We start from the raw sequence: 20,374 nt of genomic DNA, 5'->3' as shown, positions 1-20,374 counted from the left end.
AACTGTACGGGAATTATCCGCGCCGCCCGGCGGTTTGCTCCGCACGGCGCAAAAGGAAGTTGTATGGGAAAATACTTTGGAACCGACGGAGTCCGTGCCGTTGCCGGCCAGTTTCCGTTGGTGGATGATTTCATCCAAAAATTGGGGTATGCCGCCTTGCGCGAATTGCAGGAATACGCCAAAAGCGAGCATTTAAAACCCCAGGTAATCATCGCGCAGGATTCGCGCGCGTCCGGCCCGGCGATTTTGGCCGCGCTGGAAAAAGGCATCCGCGCCAGCGGGGCGGATGTCATCAGCGTAGGCATTGCCCCTACTCCGGCAGTGGCCTACTTGGTCAAACATACCGGCAGTTTGTGCGGGGTGGTTATTTCCGCCAGCCACAATCCGGCCGAGTTTAACGGAATTAAATTTTTTACCAACCACGGCACCAAACTCCCCGAAGAATTGGAAAACTCTATTGAGGCGGAAATCGAATCGCTGCAAAGCGTTCCGGCCCCCAAGGGGGTATTCACGCAGGACGAGTCCTTAGTGCGGGACTACGAACGCTTCCTCATGTCTACGGTGGACGCTTCGCTGCTTAAAGGCACCAAGGTCGTGCTGGACTGCGCCAACGGCGCCAGCTCCAAAGTGGCGGTCAACGTGTTTGCCGGGTTGGGGATGGACGTTACCGTCACCGCCGCCAAGCCAGACGGCACCAACATCAATAAAAACGTGGGCGCCCTGCATACGGAATTTATGCAGCAGCTGACGAAACAAGAACACGCCTTTGTGGGCTTTAGCTTTGACGGCGACGCCGACCGCGTGATCGCTTCCGACGAGCAAGGCCGCCAGCTGGACGGCGACAATATCATCGCCTCCTCCGCCTTGTGCATGAAACAAGCCGGCGAATTAAACGGCAACAAGGCCGTGCTTACCATTATGGCCAATTTGGGCTGCATCAACTATTTAAAAGAAAACGGCGTGGAAGTGGAACTGACCACCGTGGGGGACAAATACGTTTCCGAAGCGCTGGAAAAAGAAAATCTGTCCATCGGGGGGGAAACCTCGGGGCATATTATTTTCCGCCGTTTTGCCAACACGGGGGACGGCATTTTGTCCGCTTTGCAATTTTTGCAATTTGTGAAGAAATCCGGGCACCCGGTCAGCTGGTTTGCAGACCGCTGGAAAAAATATCCCAGCAAATTAAAAGCGCTGGCCGTAACCAGCAAACCGCCGCTGGAAAGCCTGGACGGCTTTTTGCCGGGCGTAGCGGATATTGAAAAAACCATGCACGGCCGCGGCCGCGTCGTGGTGCGTTACAGCGGCACCGAACCCAAACTGCGCATTTTAGTGGAAGGGGACGAAGAAAATATGGTGAACCGCGTGCTGGATGAAGTAGAAGCGTTATACCGCCAAAAAACGGAGGTATGCAAATGAGTTTGAAATTAGGTGTAAATATAGATCATATCGCCACTCTGCGCCAAGCGCGCCGGGAGCCCTTTCCGGATCCGGTGGACGCCGCTGCCGTCTGCCTGGCCACGGGGGCCGATTATATTGTGGTGCATTTGCGCAAAGACCAGCGCCATATTAATGAAAAAGACGTGGCCCTTTTGTGCAAAACGTTTCCGGGCAAAATCCATTTGGAATGCTCCTACACGCCGGAACTGGAAAAAGCCGCTTTAAAATACAAACCGTTTTCCGTCTGTATCGTGCCGGAAGAACCGGGCGAAGTAACGACCACGGGCGGCCTTAAATTTTCGCCAAAGGTGAACAAACGCCTGTTGGAGATGATTGAAAACCTGCATAAAAAACACATTTTAGTCAGCCTGTTTATCAGCCCGGATGCGGCTTCCGTACGCACGGCCGCCAAACTGGGGGCCGATATTGTGGAGCTGTGCACCCGCGATTACAGCGAGGCCGCATCGGCCAAACAGGCCCGCAAATGCCTGCAGGATTTGGCGCTCTCTACGCTGTTGGCCAAAGAGCTGGGGCTTGAGGTGCACGCCGGGCATGGGCTAGATTATCACAACGTGCTGGCGGTGGCGGATATCGGCGGAATGGCTTGCATGAACATCGGTTTTGCCATTATCACCCGCTCGCTTTTTGCGGGCCTGCCGACGGCCGTAAATGAAATGAAAGGGTTGTTATAAGGAGCGGTTATGTGCGGAATTATCGGTTACGTAGGAAACAATAACAGCGTTCCTTATATTATTGACGGTTTGAAACGGCTGGAATACCGCGGATACGATTCGGCGGGAATTTCCATTCTGCAAGGGCATGAATTGGTTACGGTGCGCGCCGTGGGGAAAGTGGCCGAATTGGAAAAAGCCACCCTGCTTGCCAACCCCAAAGGAAACACCGGCATTGGTCACACGCGCTGGGCCACGCACGGCAAACCTAGCGAAGAAAACTCCCACCCGCATACGGACTGCACCGGCGATATCGTGGTGGTGCATAACGGGATTATCGAAAACTACCTGACGCTGCGCGACAAATTGGAATCGCGCGGGCACCGCTTTAAAAGCGAGACGGACACGGAAGTAATCGCCCACTTAATTGAAGAAAATTTACTGCACGTCCGCGCGGAGAACGACCAAGACCGCCTGTTAAAAGCCGTGCAAAAAACCAACAAAGAAATTGCCGGCGCGTATGCGTACGGGGTGCTGTGGGCCCGCACACCGGGGTTGCTGATTGGCGTAAAAAACCAAAGCCCGATGGTGGTGGGTCTTGGAAAAGATGAAAATTTCTTAGCGTCGGATGTACCGGCTTTTTTAAAACATACCAACAAAGTGCTTTTCTTGGAAGACGGCGAAATCGCCCTGCTGCATGTGGACGGCGTAACCGTGCTGGATAAAGACGGAAAAGAAAAAGAAGTGAAACCCGTTAAAATTTCCTGGGATCAGCAAACGGCCGAAAAAGGCGGCTTTGCGCATTTTATGCTCAAGGAAATTTACGACCAGCCCCAAGCCATTGAAGACACCCTGCGCACCGCACGGGCCGATTTTGGCAAAATTCTGGGATTGGATACCACGGGAATCCGCGAGCTGCGCAACATTCATATCATCGCCTGCGGCACGGCCTATCACGCCGGACTGGTGGGCAAATACTATATTGAGCAGCTGGCCGGGATTCCGGTCAGCGTGGATTTGGCAAGCGAATATAAATACCGCGCCATTCCTCCGCTGCCGCATACGCTGGCGGTGGCCATCAGCCAATCGGGCGAAACGGCCGACACGATTGGCGCCATTAAAAAAGCCAAAGAACTGGGCTTTCGCACCTTGGCCATTTGCAACGTCCTGGGCTCTACGCTCACCCGCACGTGCGACGGAACCTTCTTTACGCACTGCGGGCCGGAAATCAGCGTGGCTTCCACCAAGGCGTTTACCAGCCAAATTACTTCGGTGTATGCGTTGGCGTTGTTTTTAGGGAAAGCCAACGGCAATTTAAGCCAGGCCGCGTTTGACAAAGCTTACAAAGGGCTTTTGGCCTTGTCTAAAGCCATGAGCGAAGCCGTCAAACTGGAATACGAAGTTCGCCATTTAACGCGCAAAATTTACAAGGCAGACCGCTTTATTTTCTTGGGGCGCAACGTCAATTTCCCCATTGCACTGGAAGGGGCGCTTAAATTAAAAGAAGTGTCCTACCGCAGTGCGGAGGGTTTTGCCGCGGGCGAAATCAAACACGGGCCGATTTCTATTATTGACAAAGGCACGCCGGTGTTTATGATTATGCCGCACGACAGCCTGTTTGAAAAGATGCTTTCCGCCTGCCAAGAGTGCCGGGCCCGCGGCGCGTTTGTGGTGGTCATTACCACCAAAAACGGCGTCAAACAAGCCAAGGACGTGGCGGATAAAGTGATCACCGTGCCGCAAACGGATGATTTGCTGCAGCCCATTATTGACGTGGTGCCGCTTCAGTTTTTGGCGTACTGGATTGCCAAACGGCTGGGCTGCGATATTGATCAGCCGCGCAACTTGGCCAAGAGCGTGACGGTGGAATAAATGAAAATCATCGGCTTAGGGACGGATATCGTGGAAGTCAAACGCATCCAGGCGTTCGCCCAAAAGCCGGGCGCGCTGGAGCGTATTTTTTCGGCGCAGGAAATTGCCTATTGCCGGGCGCGCAAAAACGAATACCAGCATTTGGCGGTGCGTTTTGCCGCCAAAGAGGCGGTGTATAAGGCACTGCCTTTTGCGGGGATTGCGTTTAAAAAAATACAAGTTGTTAATTTGGAAAGCGGCCGGCCGGAAGTACGCGTGGAGGACGAGCGTTGCCAAGGGCTTTGCATCTTGATTTCGCTTTCGCATACGGAGTCCTACGCAACGGCCGTAGCGGTGGTGCAGCAATGAAACAAATTACACGGGAAACACTCAGCGCTTTTTTGCCCCGCCGGGAGAAAACCGCCCATAAAGGTTCTTTCGGGCGGGTGCTGGCGGTAGCCGGATCGCGCAGTATGGGCGGAGCCGGGTTTTTGTGCGCCAAAAGCGCATTGACCGCAGGGGCGGGGCTGGTGTTTTGGGCGTTGCCGCAAAGCATACAGCCGGCGTTTGCGGCGGCACTGCCGGAAGCCATTACGCTGCCGCTTGCGCAAACCGCGGACGGCCTGTTAGCCGAAGACGCATGGACGGATTTGCTGGATTTTATTCGGGAACATCGCCCCTCTTTGGCCGTGATCGGGCCGGGCATGGGGCAAAGCCCGCTAGTGGATAAACTTCTTTTTGATCTTTCCTTGCCCTTGGTGGTGGATGCCGATGCTTTGAATGCATTGGCCCGCCGCCCGCATTGGGAGCAACACTGGCCCAAAGACAGGCCTTGCATTTTTACGCCGCACCCCGGCGAAATGGCCCGCCTGCTTAAGGAGCCGATGGCCCAAACGCAGGAAGAGCGCCTGCACCAAGTGCAGGAGCTGTGCCGCAAAACGGGGGGCGTAACGTTGCTAAAAGGCTGCGGCACCTTGGTTTGCGTGCCGCAAGCACAAACCCCGCAGGTGTGGCAGAATACCACCGGCGGGCCGGCGCTGGCCAAAGCAGGATCGGGGGACGTTTTATCCGGCGTCATTGCAGGCTTGTGGGCTCAGCTGGGCACGGCACAGGGCTTTGACGCCGCCAGCGCGGCAAAAGCCGCTTTGTGCGGCGTGTATTTGCACGGCCTGGCGGGCGATTTGGCCGCGTTAAAACGAAGCGACTTCGGCGTGCTGGCCCGCGACACGGCAGACGCGCTGCCGCAGGCATTTTTGGAAGTATTGCAATAAGTTGTAAAGGAGAAATTATGACTTCCGTTTTATATATTTTGCTTATCGTGTTAGGAGCCGCATTACTTCTTTGCTTAGGAACGGTGGTGTTTTGTATGCACGCCGCCAAACGGGTTTTGCACCCGGTTTCCAAGCGCAAGGCGCTGGACGCTTGGCCCGACCAATTTGGCCTGCCCTACGAGAACGTATATTTTAAGACGGAAGACAAAGTCCAGCTCAAAGGCTGGTTTATCCCCAGCGAGGCTTATTCCAACAAAACCATTATTTTAATGCACGGTTGGGGAATGAACCGGGCGGATATTTTAAAAAACACCTATTTCCTGCACGACCTGGGATTTAACTTGTTGTATTTTGATTTTCGGGCGCTGGGGGAAAGCGGCGGGAAAACCAGCTCCATCGGGTATTTGGAACTGAAAGATGTGGCCGCCGCCGTGCGCTTTTTGAAAGAAACGCGCCCGCAGTTTTGCGAAAAGATCGGCCTGTATGGCCTTTCTATGGGCGGGATGGTGGCCATTTGCGAAGCCGCGCGCAACCCGGACATTGCGTGCGTGGTGGCAGAAGCGTCCTATTATTCGTTCCGGCGGGTGGTTTCGCGCTGGGCGTGGGTGCACCACCGGGTGCCTTATTTCCCGCTGATTCCGATTATTTTGCATTATATTCATAAATACCTGGGCGTCAATCCGGAGCGTTACAGCCCCAAGTATAACATTCCCCGCATTTCGCCCCGCCCGGTATTTATCATTCACGGCCGCTACGACAACCTGGTTCCCGCCGCCCAAGCCAAACTGCTTTTTAAAAAGGCCGGCGAACCCAAAGAAATTTGGCTCGTGCCCGGCGCCAAGCACAACAAATGCGCCGAAGTGGGCGGGTTTGAATACAAACAGCGGCTGGCAGATTTTTTCCGTCAGCATTTATAATACTTGCCCTTTAGGCGGGTGATTGCCGGCGGACGTCCGGTGTTGGAAAAGGAGCAGAAATGAACGAAGCAAGACTGGTAATTTTTGATTTGGACGGAACGTTGCTTAACACGATTGCCGATTTGGCGGCGGCCGCCAATGCCGCGCTGCAAGCCAATCATTTCCCCGTCCGCACGCAGGCCGAGTGCCAGCGTTTTGTGGGAAACGGCATTAATAAACTGTTGGAAAGAGCCCTTCCGCAAGGGCATAAAACCCCGCAAGACGTAGCGAATATGCGCCCCGCTTTTTTTGCGTACTATGATGAACATTTGACAGATCAAACTCGCCCGTATCCCGGAGTGAAGGAACTGCTGGTCAAATTGCAGGCCGGCGGCGTGAAACTGGCGGTGGCTTCCAACAAATACCAAAGCGCAACACGGCGGCTGATCAAACATTTCTTTCCGGAAATTTCTTTTGCGGCGGTTTTGGGCCAGCGCGATGACGTGCCCGTAAAACCCGACCCGGCGATTGTGGAAGAAATTTTGTGGGCGTCCGGCGCGCAGAAACAAAACGTGTTGTATGTGGGCGACTCGGATGTGGACATGCAAACGGCGCACAACGCCGGCGTGCGCGTGTGCGCGGTGACGTGGGGGTTTCGCTCCCGCGAAGAACTGATGAGTTATAAGCCTGATTTTATGACGGACACCCCGGCGGAAATCGCCGACATGGTGGATTAAAACCCGTTTCTAACGATAAAAAATAAAATCCTCCGGACGCCCGGAGGATTTTTTGTGGCATACAAATTTATTTTCGGCCGCAAGCGGATTCGCCCGCAAACAAGTGTTTGCACAAACGTTTTAAATACACGGCGGGATACTGCCGGCAGGCGTCCGGAGTGGGGGCGAAATCCGCCAGTACGGCAATTTGGTTTGGACGGTATTTTTGCCGGGCGAGCGCTTTTTCCTCCAACAGTCCGCAAATGAACAAAACGGGCTTTTTGTGTTTTTTAGCCAGTTTTAAGACAGCCAGCGGAGCCTTGCCGTAAAACGTTTGCGCGTCCAGTTTCCCTTCCGAAGTAATTACCCAGTCCGCCCAATCAAAAGCGCTTTCCAAATGCGCTTTGCGAAACAAAAATTCGCTTCCTAAAATCAATTTGGCGCCAAAACAGCCGTACAGCCCGGCGGCCAACGCTCCGGCCGCGGCGGTGCTGGGGGTGTGGGCAATGTCGCGGCGGGTGGCGCGTTTTACCACCCGTGCCCATTGGGCCATGGCGCGGTCTAGCACTTTTACCTGCGCGGGCGAGGCGCCCTTTTGCGGGCCGAAAACTTTGGCCGAACTGTGCGGCCCCAGCAAGGGGTTGGTCACGTCCGCCACGGCGTAGAGGCGAACGCCTTTTAAATTTTGCTTCAGTTGTTTCAGTTCCAGTTTCGCCGCGCGGAGAAGGGGCGCGGCCCCCAAGGGAATTTCGTTTCCGTTTTTATCGCTGATGTGCGCGCCGCAAGCTACCGCCATGCCGGCGCCGCCGTCGTTGCAGGCCACGCCCCCGAGGCCCACGTAAATTTGGGTGGCCCCTTGTCGGACGGCTTTTAAAATCACTTGTCCTACGCCAAACGAAGAGGCCCCCATCGGATCCAGTTCTTCTTTTTTGGCGCTTCCCAGCCCGCAAATGCGGGCCGTTTCGATGACGGCGGTCTTGCGGTCGGGCAGCATTAAAAAAGAGGTGCGTTTGTTTTTTAGAAAAGCATTTTTGGCCTGAAGATAAATCACGCGGGAAGCCGGATACAGCGCGCGGAAGAAATCTATAAATCCGTCTCCTCCGTCGGAAATGGGATATGCCTTCACGGCGTGGAGGGGCGAGAGGTATCGAGTCAGCAGGCGTGCAGTTTGCAGAGCGCTTAACGAGCCTTTAAACGCATTGGGAAGTACAAGAATATGCATTAAAATTTCCAGCTGAGTTTGGCTTGGGCTACCGTGTTGGAAACGGCCGATTCCTTGAGTTCCCCGCTGCGGGGGGCAAATACTTGCCGCACTTCCAGCCCGATCATTACGTCATCCACCCAGGTTTCCACCCCTAGGCCCAGCGCGCCCGAGAATCCGTTGGAAGTCAGCGAGTCGCGAAACGGCAGTTCCTGCGTGCCCGTGGAAGAAGACGTAGTGATGTTGCCGCGGTAGTTGAGCGTCAGCATTTCATAGGCGGCGTTTGCCGTCAAGTAAAAGGAAAACCGGCCGGCGGGGTTTAAATAATAGTTGGCAGCGGCGCCGACCGTCAAGATATTGCCGCTGCTGCTGGCCGAAACGCTGCCCAGGGAAGGGAGCGAAAAAGAATAGTCGTTATTGGCAATACTGGCAAAGGTGAGCATGGGGCCAATCCACAAATTGCTTTCTTTTAACCGCCAGAGAAATTTGGAAGAAATAACCGCGCTGGTGCCGCCCATGTCTTGGGTGTTGTCGCCCAAATCCACGGTGGCCAAATCGCCCAGTTTTAACACGCCGCTCGCCTGCAAGTCCAAGGCCATGGCGCCGGCTTCCACGGCAAAGTATTTATTGAAATCTTTTTCTTTGTAGGTCTTTTTTGGGGTTTGTTTTTTTGCGGTGGGTTTCTTGGCGGTCAATTCTTCCTTGGCGGCCGCGGCATATTCCTGCTGGGAAACGGCCCCCGTTTTGACCCCTTTTAAGAAGGCTTCTTCATCCGTCATCGGTTTGGGCGCGGCCGTTTGCACCCGGGCCGAAGGCGTAACCACCGACCCGTTGACGACGGTGGCGGTTTGCGCATCAAACACTTGGTTAATGTCGGAATCAAAGGTCAGGCCGCCGGCCGCTTGCACGGTATCGGCAGGAGCACTTTGCTGCGCGGCCGCTTGGGCGGCGGCTTGCTGTTGCTGGATGTTTTCCTGCACAAACTTTTGTTGGGCCTTTTCGCCTTGGTCATAGTCATAGACCTCAATGGAGATGATTTGCGGCATGTCCACATTGACGATAGACCCATCATCCGTTTGCAGTTTTAAATTAAATTCATCCAAGTCCAAAATCACACCGACCAGCTGCGTGCCGCCTTTTAAAATCAGGCGGTGCTTGTCCGGCAGAATTTGTTCAATTTCGCGTTGGTTGAGCGTGATGTTGCCGTAGGAAGTGGCCAAATTCAGCGTGTATTCGGTTTGGGACAGGATAGACCCGCTGATAAGCTCCCCGGTTTTCATTTTAATGGTTTCCGCCTGCAGCAACCCAGCCGCCAGCAGACAGCATACGGCAAACACGCTTTTTCTCATACAACCTCGCTTCTGTTAAAAGGAAAAAAGCGGCGCGGTTTTTCCGCGCCGCTTCTATTATTTGGATTCTTTTTCTACTACTTTTTCAATTTCCGACGGAGCCGGTTTTTCTTCCACCGAGCAGACGCAGGGGGCGACGGCTTTTTTGATTTTGCGCAGGGCTTTTAAAATCTTCGCCACTGTTAAGAAGCCAATCGCGGCCGCCACATCGCTTGCCACGTAGAAAGCGGCGGAAATCCACATTTCGGAACCGTGCAGCATCGGGTAGGTAAAGATGGCATACGCCTGAAACACGGCATAAGCTAACGCCAGATAGAAAAGCACCAAAAAGATGACGGACAACCCTTTCAGGCACAGCCAGTTGTGCGGCCACCACTTGGAGCATTTGCAGCATTTAGACATAGTTCTCTCCTTTTTATGATGGGGAAAAAACGGCATACCCCTCTTTGTTCATATTGTATCAAAAAGAGCGGCCTTTTATGAACTTAATTGCCTGTTTCGGAAAGGGAAGAAAGGCGTTGCAGCGTGCGGCAGAAACGGTGCAGAAACAGCCAGACCAAACACGCCAGCCCCGCCTGCAGCGCGGCCAGCCCGTACAAACGGCGAAGCGGCGCGGAATTAAGGGCCAGCTGCTGGGGCGTTTGGAAGTACGTTTCCAGCCAACAGACGCCCGCATATAATCCCACGGCAAGCGTCGCATAAAACAGGAACAAATACAGGCGGGACAAACCTTTTAGTTCCAGCCAATGATGCGGCAGAAAGGGCGTTATTTTTTTAAATCCGTTTGGCATCGGCAAGCAACTCCTTTGCGTGCGAGAAAGCGGCGGAATGTTTGTCCCCGCCGCCTAACATGCGGGCAATTTCCGCGGTTAATTTTTCGCCGGAAAGCGGCTGAATGGAAACATCGGTCGCGTTTTTGGACGCTTTCTTGGATACGTAAAAATTTTGGTCTGCCTGGGCGGCTACCTGTGCCAAATGCGTGACGCATAACACTTGGCGTCCGTGGGCGGCCTGGTGCAGCTTCTGGCCGACCAAGTGCCCGGTCTCGCCGCCGATTCCGGCATCCACCTCGTCAAACACCATTACCGGCACGGTGGGGGCCAGCACGGTTTTGAGTCCCAGCATCACGCGTGAAATTTCCCCGCCGGAAGCAATGTTTTTAAGCGGGCGCAAGGCTTGGCCCGGGTTGGGGGAAAATAAAAATTCCACTTTGTCCGCCCCGGTGGGGCCCAGGTTTTCTTCGTCCATTTCCACGGCGACGGAAAACCGTATGGCGTTAAATCCGAGCGGGCGGATTTCTTCGCTGATGCGGGCCGCCAGGCGTTGGGCGGCGCGCATGCGCTTGTCGTGCAGTTCCCCGGCCAGCGCAAGCAAATTTTGGCGGGCCTGTTCCAGCTCCTTCAGTAATTCCTGTTCGTGTTCTTCGCCGTGTTGGAGCAGGTCAATTTTTTCCCGCAGGGTGCGCGCTGTTTCCAGCACGTCCGTAATTTCGGGCCCGTATTTGGCTTTTAAGCGTTTGATTTTTTCGTGGCGGGCCAGCATGCGGTCTAAGGTTTGCGGGTCAAGGTTAATATCATCCTTGTAAGAACCCAGGGTGGAGGCGGCGTCTTCCAGCGTGAGAAGCGCACTGTTTAAATCTTGGGCCAGCGCGTTTAAATGGTCATCCAGCTCTGCCATATTTTGCACTTCGCGCAGGGCTTTGCCCGCGCGGGAAGTGGCCGAGTCTTCCGCCGCGTACAATTCCTCATAGGCGTTTTGCGCCAGTTCCAGCAACCGCCCGGCGTGCTTCATTTTGGGCAGGTTTTGTTCCAGCTGCAAATCTTCGTCCGCCGTTGGGTTAACGTCTTCTATTTCCTTCAGCTGGTATTGGCTCATGTCCAGCAGGCGTTCTCTTTCCTGCGAGCTCATGCGTGCTGCGTCTAATTTGGCCGCCGCGTTTTGCATCTGGCGGTACGCGTCCTGCGTTTTTTGCACAAGGGCGCCGTGCCCGGCAAACTGATCCAGAAGCATCAGATGCACGGAGGCGTGCAGTAAACTTTGGTGGTCGTGCTGGCCGTGAAAATCCACCAACGCTTTTCCCAGCTGTGCCAAGGCCGACACGGTGGCCGGGCGTCCTTCTATAAAAGCTTTGCTTTTGCCTTTGCGGTCTAATTCTCTTTTTAAAGTAAAAACGTCCGCGGCGATTTGGTGTTCTTTGCGAAGGGCAGCTGGCAAATCCGTGCTGGAAAATACGGCCGAGGCGGTCATTTTGTCCGCGCCGTCTTTAATGGCGGACACGTCGCCGCGCGCACCCAGCACAAACCCAAGTGCTTCAATGACGATGGACTTTCCGGCGCCCGTTTCTCCGGAGAATACGTTTAACCCCGGTGCGAAATCCAGCGTTAAATCGGAGATAATGGCGAAATTTTGTACATGCAGCCGCACGAGCATATCAGCGGTTCCCCCATTTTAATTTGCGGTTTAGAATTTGGAAAAATCCCCGTTCGGGCGGGCAAAGCAGCTTGGCTTTCAGCGCGCTGCGCGTAATTTGCACGCACGCGCCGGCGGGAAGGGTCAGATTGATTTGGCCGTCTAAACTGCACAGGGCGCGGTCGGCCTTGTTTTTAAACGAAGGCGTGAGCGAGAGCGTTCCCTGCGCCGATAAAATAAGCGGCCGCTGGTTGAGCGTATGCGGGCAAATAGGCGTAACGGCCAGCACGTCTACTCCCGGCTCTACAATCGGCCCGCCGGAAGCCAGCGAATAGGCGGTAGAACCGGTGGGCGTGGCCACGATGACGCCGTCTCCAAAATACGAAGGCATTTCTTTTTCGTTCCATTTGGCTTCCAGTAAAAAAGCCCGCGGCGCGGCCGCGCGCAAAACGCAGTCGTTAAACGCCAAAAATTCCCGCGGCTTGGCCCCTTTTGCCAGAATGCGCGTGTGCAGCATAAAGCGTTCGTTCACGGCGCATTTGCCGTTTAGCAGGGCTTGCAGTGTGGGCAAGGCGTCTTCTTTTTCGCAGGCCGCCAGAAAGCCCAGCGTGCCGCAGTTGATGCCGAAAATCGGAATGCCCAGCGGCGCCGCGGCGCGGGCGCAATAGAGCATGGTGCCGTCTCCGCCCATGCTGACAAGCAAATCCGTTTCCGCGGTCAGCCCGTCCAACTGTGTAATTAAATCCGTATGCACGCCGTGGGCGCGCAATGAGGCGCACACTTCTTGCGCCAGGGGCGCGGTGTGTGTTTTGTGGGCATTGTAAAAAACGGAGGCATTTTTAAAAATCATCGTATCTTTATTTTAGCAAAAAGCGCCGCGGGCGGGGGCAAACGCTAACCCCTCTTGCAAAGCTGCGGCCAAAGCCAAAATGGTATAATTAAAATATATAGGAAAGGGGGTCTTGCTATGTGGGACTATACGGATAAAGTAATGGATCATTTTAGACATCCGCGCAACGTGGGGGCCATCCCCAATGCCGACGGCACGGGCCAGGTAGGCAGCTTGGTGTGCGGAGACGCCCTGAAGCTGACCATCAAAGTAAACAAAGAAACCGATGTCATTGAAGACGCCAAATTTGAAACGTTCGGCTGTGCGAGCGCCATTGCCTCATCTTCTATTTTAACGGAAATGATTAAAGGCAAAACCATTGCCGAAGCTTCCAAAATCACCAACCAGGACATTGCCGACGCGTTGGGCACCCTGCCCGCGGAAAAAATGCACTGCTCCGTAATGGGTATGGAGGCTTTGGAAGCTGCCGTAAAAAGCTACCGCCAGGGCGGTGCGCCGGTGGTGTTTGAACAGCAGGAAGAAAAAATCGTCTGCCATTGTTTTAACGTGTCGGAGGAAACGATTATCAAAGCCATCCGCGCCAACCATTTAAAAACGGTGGAAGACGTAACCCACTTTACCAAAGCCGGCGGCGGCTGCGGCCGGTGCAAAGGGGAAATTCAAAAGATTTTAGACAAAGTAAACGGGGCCGAAACGCCGGCGGCTTCGGCGCAAAAAACGTTTGCCCAAATGACGGTGGTGGAAAAAATCAAAACCATTGAGCACGTGCTGGAAGAAGACGTGCGCCCCAAACTGAATATGGACGGCGGATCGGCCGAGCTGGTGGATTTAGACGGGAATGTGGTAAAAATCCGCCTCACGGGCATGTGCAGCGGCTGTGCGGGCGCAATGGGCACGCTGAAAAATTTCATTGAAAAAACGCTGAAGGAAAAGGTGGACGCTTCCCTCACCGTGGAGCAGGCCTAATATGAAAGTGATTTATTTGGACAACAACGCCACTACCCAGTGTTCTCCCGCCGTGGTGGAAGCGATGTTGCCGTATTTTTCGGAAAAGTACGGAAACGCTTCCAGCATGCATACCTTTGGCGGCAACAACCGCCACGTGATTGACCAGGCCCGCCAGCAGGTGGCCTCGCTCATCGGGGCGGCGCACGCGGATGAAATTATTTTTACTTCCTGTGCGACCGAAAGCGACAACACGGCCATTTTTTCCGCCGTGCGCTCTTACCCCAAAAAGAAACATATCATTACTTCGGCCGTGGAACACCCGGCCATTATGGAACCGTACAAATACCTGGAAGCCCAAGGTTACCGGGTGGATTTTATCGGGGTGGACGAATACGGCCGGTTTGATATGCAACGCTTTCAAAGCGTGCTGGACGAAGATACGGCACTGGTGTCTGTCATGTGGGCCAACAGCGAAACGGGAACGATTTTCCCGATAGCTGAAATCGCCCGTTTGACGCACCAAAAAGGAGCGCTTTTTCATACGGATGCCGTGCAAGCCGTGGGGAAAATTCCCGTCAATGTGCAGGAAATGGACATTGATATGCTGTCGCTTTCTGCGCATAAATTCCACGGGCCCAAAGGCGTGGGGGCTTTGTATGTGCGCCGCGGCACGCGGTTTATGCCCTATTTAATGGGCGGACACCAGGAAAAACACCGCCGCGCCGGCACGGAAAATGTTCCTTATATTGTGGGGCTTGGCAAAGCGGCGGAGCTGGCACAAAAACGCCTGACGGACGGAACCAGCGCCCGCATTGCCGCCTTGCGCGACGAACTGGAGCAAGGCATTGTAGCCACGATTGCGGACGTAAAAGTAAACGGCGATCCCGAACACCGCGTGCCCAACACCACCAACATCAGTTTTGGCTATATTGAAGGGGAATCCATTTTGATGTACCTCAACGATTTGGGGGTGTGTGCCTCGTCCGGCTCGGCCTGCACGTCCGGCTCGTTGGAGCCGTCGCACGTCTTGCGCGCCATGGGGGTGCCTTTCCAGTTTGCGCACGGATCCATTCGCTTCTCGCTGTCGGATCAAACCACGCGGGAAGACATTGAACTGGTGCTCAAAGAGCTGCCTCCCATCATTGAACGGCTGCGTAAAATTTCGCCGTTTTCGCGTTTAGCCGCGTAAATTTAATAACCGCGCCTTGAAAAAAGGCACGGTTTTATTTGGAGAAAAAATGAAAAAAATTTTTATCCTGTTGCTTTCTTTTTTTGCGGCGCTTCCGCTGGCGGCGAAAACCGCCACAATTTACCACACCAGCGACACGCACGGATTTTTTTATCCGAAGAACGGCCAGGGCGGCGCGGCCGCGCTGGCGGCGGTGCTTGCGGCCGGCCCCAAAAACTACTTGTTGCTGGACGGCGGCGATTTTGCGGAAGGAACGGTGGAAACCCAGCGCTCAAACGGTCTGAAGGCCGTTTCGTTGATGAACCGCTTGGGTTACGACGCGGCAACGGTGGGCAATCACGAATTTGCCTTTCGGGATGACGGATTTGACGCGCTGTTGGAAGCGGCCCGGTTTGACGTGCTGGCGGCCAATTTAGTGCCCGCGGCGGGGGAGAAACTGCCTAAACGGGTAAAGCCGTATCAGCTCTACAACGTAAACGGAATGAAGGTGGCGGTAATCGGGCTGGCCAACCGCAACCCGACGAAAAAAAGCCAAAAATATAAGTTTATTAAGCCGCTTGCCGCGCTGGAGAAAGCCCTGCAAGAAGCAGAAAAGCAACAGCCGGATGCGGTAGTGGTGCTGGTGCACGATTCCTTGGCGGATGACCGCCCCGGCTCTCCCAACTATATCGGCGATATCGGCCGGCAATTTGGCGGACGGGTGCAGGTGGTGCTGGGCGGGCATGCTCATAAAATTTTTCAAAACGAATGGCGCGGCGGCATTTTGTTTGCCGAAAGCGGATGTCATTTTCAAAACGTAACCAAAATCACGTTGGAAACGGACGACAAAACCGGTAAAATTACGGATATCCGCTCGGAGCTGATTGCGCTGAATACCGCCCAAACGGGCGAGGACAAGAAAATGAAAGCCTACGCCCAATCCCTGCGCGAGCCGGGCGTGGATGAAGTAATCGGACAGACGGCGGCGGCTTTTTCCAAAAAATCGTTTATTCCCACACACCAAGACGACCCCGTGGACAACTGGGTAGCCGACGCCACCTGCCGCTATACGCCGGCCGACGTGTGTATTCACAATACGGGCGGTGCGCGCGTGGGCCTGCCGAAAGGGGATATTACCCGGCGGGATATTATTGATTTGTACCCGTTTGACAATACGGTGGTTACGGCCACGGTAAGCGGGGCGTTTTTAAAAAAATTGGTAGCCGGGGGCGTAGTGCCGTGGAACCGTCTGGCCTACAGCGGGCTTACGTTTTCGTACAAAAAAACGAAAAAAGGGAAAATCAAAAAATTAAAAATCTGGGTGCGCGGCGAACGGCTGCAGGACGATAAACAATACACGTTGGCCGTCAATTCGTATGTGGCGGGCGGCGGCAGCGAAGGCAAATTATTTAAAACCCTGCCGCAAGGCAGCATCCGCCCCGCCGGGCAGCTGACGATGCGCCAAATTTTGGAAGCGGATTTTAAAAACGGCCCGCTTACCCCGCCCGCAACGGGACGCGTCGTGCAAAAATAATGACTATATGCCTTGAACGGGAGAGATGTTTTTGTTACCATAAAATTATCCCCATAGCAAAGAGAGGCCTCTTATGAGAAAAACTTGGTTGCTCACCGTATTCTTGTTTGTGCCGTTATTGCTGGCGGCCAAAACAACTACTATTTATCACACCAGCGATGTGCACGGTTTTTTCTATCCGAAAAACGGGCAGGGCGGTTTTGCGGCTTTGGCGGCCGTGTTAAAAGAGGGGCCGCAAGGCTACCTGCTTTTAGACAGCGGCGATTTTTCCAACGGCACCGTGGAAACCCGCAACTCCAAGGGCCTCAAAGGCGTGCAGATGATGAACCGCATGAGCTACGACGCGGCCACCATCGGCAACCACGAGTTTGATTTTAAGGGCGAAGGCCTGGCCCCGCTTTTGGCCAACGCCCAGTTTGCCGTTTTGGCGGCGAATTTCTTTGAAACGGCCACCGGCAAATATCCGCCGTCTGTGCTGCCGTACAAAATTTTTGATGAAAACGGCATCAAAATAGCGGTCATCGGCTTGGCCAACCGCGAGCCTACCAATCCTTCCAAATTATATTCCTACGGCAAACCGCTTGCCGCGCTGGAGAAAGCCCTGAAGGAAGTGGAAGAAAAAGAGCCGAACATCGTGGTAGTTTTGGTGCACGATTCTTTGCAGGATGAAAAACACGGCACCCAGTCGTATGTGGGGGAAATCGGCCGCAAGTTCGGCGGGCGGGTGCATGTGGTGCTGGGCGGGCATGCCCATAACATTTTGCAGAACAAATACATCGGCGGAACGCTGTTTGTGGAAAGCGGCTGCAATTTGCAAAACGTCAGCCGCGTCAGCGTGGAAACGGATGACAAAACCGGCAAGTTCGTGTCGGCCAAATCCGAGTTAATTCCGCTGGTCATTGCTCAAACGGGCGAAGACCCGGACATGAAGGCGTACGCCGACTCGCTGCGCGAGCCCGGAGTGGATGAAGTGGTGGGAGAGTCCCCCGCTTTGTTTAGCCGCCTGCCGCAGCGCGACGACCAGCAAGACGCCGCGCTCAACGATTGGATCGCCGATATCATTTTGGATTATTCCGGCGCCCAGATTGCCGTTCACAACAACGGCGGTACTCGGGTGGATATGCAAAAAGGCCCGGTTACCAAGCGCGATTTGATTGATATTCACCCGTTTGACAACACGATTACCCTGGTAAACGTGGACGGGCGTTTCTTAAAGAAATTTATCAAAAAGAGTTTTGCGCCCAACAGCTTGTATTCGTATGCCGGACTGACGATTTCCTACAAGCAAAACAAAAAAGGCAAAATAAAAGATTTGGAAATTTTTGTAAACGGCCAACCGGTGCAAAACCGCAAAAAATACACGCTGGCGACCAACTCCTACATCGCAGGCGGCGGCAGCGAAGGCTGGATGTTTAAAAAGATTCCGGCGGAATACAAAAAATTGGCCGGCGACAAAACCATCCGTGATTTGATGGAAGACGCCCTTAGAAACGGGCCCGTCAAAGTGCCGGAAACGGGGAGAATTTACCGGCGGTAATATGCGGGGGAAGAAGCTTTTTTTGCTCTTAGCCGTCGTATTGCTGGCGGGCGGATGCGGACGGGAAGATTTAACGCCTATTGACGTGTATTACACGGCGGACGTACAGGGGTTTTATTGGTCTCGCCCGGAGCCCCGCTGGGATAACCGCGAAGCGGGCGGCTATGCCGTTTTAAAAAATTTTTTGCAAAGCCGCGAAGGGGAATACCTCTTGTTTGACGGCGGCAGCTGGTTCGGCTCCGCGCCGGAGGGCACCATGACCAAAGGCGCCTATGTGGCGGAGCTGGCCCGCACACTGCCTTATACGGCGGGAACCATCAGCGATAAAGATTTGGTCTACGGCTGGCCTTCGCTGCGCGGCATCGTGCGGGAACTGCCGTATCCGTTTGTCGTTTCCAACCTGCGGCTGGAAAACCAACTGCCCTGGCCGCTGCACGATTATCAAATTCGTACCGTAAACGGAATCAAAATCGGCATTTTTGGCCTGATTGACCCACAGGCCATCAATAAAAACAAATCCCGCCTTTTGGGCCTGCGCGCGCTGGACGCGGTGGAAACCGCCCAGCAAATGGCTTCTTTGCTCAAAGAAAAAGGGGTGGACTATATTATTTTGCTAAGCTCCATCGGCGCCACCCAAAAAGACGGCCTGAGCGATACGGCCCTGGCCGAGGAAACCACCGGCATTGACCTTATTTTGAGTTCCAACAAAGACCGGGAAAACGCCGAAACCGACCAAATCAATAAAACCTTTATCGTCTACCCCGGCTCCAAGCTGGACAGCGTGGGGCATATTAAACTGCTGTTTGATAAGAATAAACAGCTGCGGGAAATTACCTTTGAGGACGTACCCCTTTTAAAAGAAACCTTTGGGGAAGACGCCGCCGTAGCCAAGCAGGCCTCCGCCTTGCGCGCGGCTACGCGCAAAAAAATGAATGCGCGGGTGGCCGAGGTGCCTGTGGAAATTCCAAACGCCTTGGCGCAGGAATCTGCATTGGGCGATTTGTTGGCGCAATGTTTGCATAAATGGGCCCGGCTGGACGGCGCCGTGATTAATTCCGATTCTATCCGCAGCCCCCTGCCCGCCGGCACGCTGACGGAATACGATTTGTACAAAACATACCCGTATGGAGACAACATCACTTTCATCACGATTAAAGGCGAAGCGTTTTTAAAAGCAATGGAACTTTCGTTAAACGCCAAAGATAATTTTCCGCAGATTGCCGGGTTTTCGGTTTCGTATGCCCAAACGCCGGCGGGGCGGAAAATCCGCCAAATTGTATTGGATAACGGCCGCATCGTCCGCCCGCAGGAAACGTACCGTTTTGCCGTAACCGACCACGTACTGGCGGGCGGCTTCGGACACGACGGGTTTATTGATTCGCTGGAATTTAAAAATACTTTTGTGGAAGCACGCCAAATTATGCGTTCCTGTTTGTATCGTCAAAAAACGGTACAGGCGCCCGCCCGCGGCCGTTGGAAAAAAGTCTCATGAACTACATTCATCCGCTTCAGATAGGCTCGTTTACCGCCGCCAATAATTTGTTGTTGGCCCCCATGGCGGGAATTACCGACTCGCCTTTCCGCGTGCTGTGCCTAAAAGGCGGCGCGGGAATCGTGTGCGCGGAAATGGTGTCGGCCCATGCCTTGCATTACGGAAACGCCAAAAGCGGACGGATGCTGCAGGTAAACCCCAAAGAACACCCCGTTTCCATGCAAATTTTCGGCTCGGACGAAGCCACCATTGCCGAAGCCGCCCGCAACGCCGAGGCACAAGGGGCGGATATCGTAGATTTAAATGCCGGCTGCCCCGTTAAAAAAATCAATAAAGCCGGCGCCGGCTGCGTGCTGATGAAAGACGAGGCCAAATTGGGCCGCCTGATAGAAGCGGCGGTAAAAAGCGTTAAAATTCCCGTAACGCTTAAAACCCGCATCGCGCTTACGCATAAAGCACTGCTGGGTGCGCGCCTTGCCAAACTGGCGCAAAACGCCGGGGCCAGCGCAGTTACCCTGCATGCGCGGGCGGCGGTGGACGTGCATTCCGGCCCGCCCAATATAGAAGCCGTAGCCGAGGCCTGCAGCGCCGTAACGATTCCGGTTATTGGGAACGGCGGCATCTTGACGGCGGACACGGCGCGGCAGTTCTTGCAGGCCGGCTGCGCGGGCGTGATGATTGGGCGCGGCGCGGTGGGAAACCCGTTTATCTTCCAAGATATTCAAGACGCGTTTGCCGGCAAAGAGCCTTCTTCTCATACCCCCAAGAGCCGCCTGGCGGTATACTTGGACTTAATCCGCGAGAACGTGGCCTATTACGGCGAACGCATCGGCGTAAACCGCAGCCGCAAAACGGCGGGGTATTGGATTAAAGATTTCCCCAACGCGGCCGAAGTGAGGGGCCTGTTTGTGCGGCTGGACGCGTTGGCCGATATTGAAAAACTGTTTACCCGCACGCTGCAACGGCTGTAAAAAATCCCGTAAAAGACAGAATTTTTTGATATAATATATAAGAAACCACGAGTCATTAAGACAGCGGCCACCA

General features: G+C 54.3%; 19 protein-coding genes. 13 read left to right on the top strand and 6 right to left on the bottom strand.

All coding sequences use genetic code 11. The features are described from left to right. The first annotated feature begins 63 nt into the window (after positions 1-63). Genes glmM through B5F75_RS01785 form a run of 7 tightly spaced genes read left to right on the top strand, consistent with a single transcriptional unit; the run spans position 64 to position 6,863 of the window. Positions 64-1,416, top strand: coding sequence for a phosphoglucosamine mutase (glmM, locus tag B5F75_RS01815; RefSeq protein WP_087287039.1), 1,353 nt, complete (start codon positions 64-66; stop codon positions 1,414-1,416). After that, positions 1,413-2,129: a pyridoxine 5'-phosphate synthase gene (locus B5F75_RS01810; protein WP_158093741.1), complete on the top strand. Its 717-nt coding sequence runs from the start codon at positions 1,413-1,415 to the stop codon at positions 2,127-2,129. The genes glmM and B5F75_RS01810 overlap by 4 nt, the downstream gene beginning before the upstream one ends. Before the next feature lie 9 nt (positions 2,130-2,138). Further along, positions 2,139-3,980, top strand: a complete 1,842-nt coding sequence (gene glmS / locus B5F75_RS01805) for a glutamine--fructose-6-phosphate transaminase (isomerizing) (protein WP_087287033.1) — start codon at positions 2,139-2,141, stop codon at positions 3,978-3,980. Continuing rightward, positions 3,981-4,328: a holo-ACP synthase gene (gene acpS, locus B5F75_RS01800; RefSeq protein WP_087287030.1), complete on the top strand. Its 348-nt coding sequence runs from the start codon at positions 3,981-3,983 to the stop codon at positions 4,326-4,328. Next, the gene (locus tag B5F75_RS01795) at positions 4,325-5,230 is read left to right on the top strand and encodes an NAD(P)H-hydrate dehydratase (protein ID WP_087287027.1); all 906 of its coding nucleotides are present in this window, start codon (positions 4,325-4,327) and stop codon (positions 5,228-5,230) included. Before acpS ends, B5F75_RS01795 begins: the two co-directional genes overlap by 4 nt. 17 nt (positions 5,231-5,247) lie before the next feature. Then, on the top strand, positions 5,248-6,147 hold the full coding sequence (locus B5F75_RS01790) for an alpha/beta hydrolase (RefSeq protein ID WP_087287025.1): 900 nt from the start codon (positions 5,248-5,250) through the stop codon (positions 6,145-6,147). A 59-nt stretch (positions 6,148-6,206) separates the two neighbouring features. Beyond that, on the top strand, positions 6,207-6,863 hold the full coding sequence (locus tag B5F75_RS01785; RefSeq protein WP_087287022.1) for an HAD family hydrolase: 657 nt from the start codon (positions 6,207-6,209) through the stop codon (positions 6,861-6,863). 67 nt (positions 6,864-6,930) lie between these two features. Here the strand turns inward: B5F75_RS01785 and B5F75_RS01780 are convergent, their stop codons facing one another. From B5F75_RS01780 to B5F75_RS01755, 6 genes are all read right to left on the bottom strand, one after another. Beyond that, entirely contained in the window at positions 6,931-8,064 is a 1,134-nt protein-coding gene (locus B5F75_RS01780) for a glycerate kinase (RefSeq protein ID WP_087287019.1), read from the bottom strand. After that, positions 8,064-9,392, bottom strand: coding sequence for an outer membrane beta-barrel protein (locus B5F75_RS01775; protein WP_087287016.1), 1,329 nt, complete (start codon positions 9,390-9,392; stop codon positions 8,064-8,066). Before B5F75_RS01775 ends, B5F75_RS01780 begins: the two co-directional genes overlap by 1 nt. 57 nt (positions 9,393-9,449) lie before the next feature. Further along, positions 9,450-9,794, bottom strand: coding sequence for a hypothetical protein (locus tag B5F75_RS01770; protein ID WP_087287013.1), 345 nt, complete (start codon positions 9,792-9,794; stop codon positions 9,450-9,452). A gap of 83 nt (positions 9,795-9,877) precedes the next feature. Then, positions 9,878-10,183, bottom strand: coding sequence for a hypothetical protein (locus B5F75_RS01765; protein ID WP_087287010.1), 306 nt, complete (start codon positions 10,181-10,183; stop codon positions 9,878-9,880). Continuing rightward, entirely contained in the window at positions 10,167-11,822 is a 1,656-nt protein-coding gene (gene recN / locus B5F75_RS01760) for a DNA repair protein RecN (protein WP_087287007.1), read from the bottom strand. The genes B5F75_RS01765 and recN overlap by 17 nt, the downstream gene beginning before the upstream one ends. A gap of 1 nt (position 11,823) precedes the next feature. Beyond that, a complete protein-coding gene (locus tag B5F75_RS01755) occupies positions 11,824-12,651 on the bottom strand; it encodes an NAD(+)/NADH kinase (RefSeq protein ID WP_087287004.1) in 828 nt (275 codons plus the stop codon). 117 nt (positions 12,652-12,768) lie between these two features. On the opposite strand from B5F75_RS01755, the gene nifU reads away from it, so the two are divergent. The 6 genes from nifU (at position 12,769) to dusB (ending at position 20,301) form a co-directional block, all read left to right on the top strand. Next, entirely contained in the window at positions 12,769-13,617 is an 849-nt protein-coding gene (gene nifU, locus B5F75_RS01750) for a Fe-S cluster assembly protein NifU (protein ID WP_087287001.1), read from the top strand. Position 13,618: 1 nt separating this feature from the next. Beyond that, positions 13,619-14,788: a cysteine desulfurase NifS gene (gene nifS, locus B5F75_RS01745; RefSeq protein ID WP_087286998.1), complete on the top strand. Its 1,170-nt coding sequence runs from the start codon at positions 13,619-13,621 to the stop codon at positions 14,786-14,788. 49 nt (positions 14,789-14,837) lie between these two features. Further along, positions 14,838-16,301 (top strand): bifunctional metallophosphatase/5'-nucleotidase, encoded by a 1,464-nt coding sequence (locus B5F75_RS01740; protein ID WP_143351226.1) that lies wholly within the window; start codon positions 14,838-14,840, stop codon positions 16,299-16,301. Positions 16,302-16,374: 73 nt separating this feature from the next. Beyond that, entirely contained in the window at positions 16,375-17,838 is a 1,464-nt protein-coding gene (locus B5F75_RS01735; protein ID WP_087286992.1) for a bifunctional metallophosphatase/5'-nucleotidase, read from the top strand. Position 17,839: 1 nt separating this feature from the next. After that, complete coding sequence (locus B5F75_RS01730) at positions 17,840-19,330, top strand: bifunctional metallophosphatase/5'-nucleotidase (protein ID WP_087286989.1); 1,491 nt, start codon at positions 17,840-17,842, stop codon at positions 19,328-19,330. After that, entirely contained in the window at positions 19,327-20,301 is a 975-nt protein-coding gene (gene dusB / locus B5F75_RS01725) for a tRNA dihydrouridine synthase DusB (protein WP_087286986.1), read from the top strand. The genes B5F75_RS01730 and dusB overlap by 4 nt, the downstream gene beginning before the upstream one ends. Positions 20,302-20,374 lie beyond the last annotated feature (73 nt).

The sequence above is a fragment of the Elusimicrobium sp. An273 genome, assembly GCF_002159705.1.
GTDB lineage: Bacteria > Elusimicrobiota > Elusimicrobia > Elusimicrobiales > Elusimicrobiaceae > Avelusimicrobium > Avelusimicrobium gallicola.
This window is presented reverse-complemented; position numbering and strand designations above follow the sequence as displayed.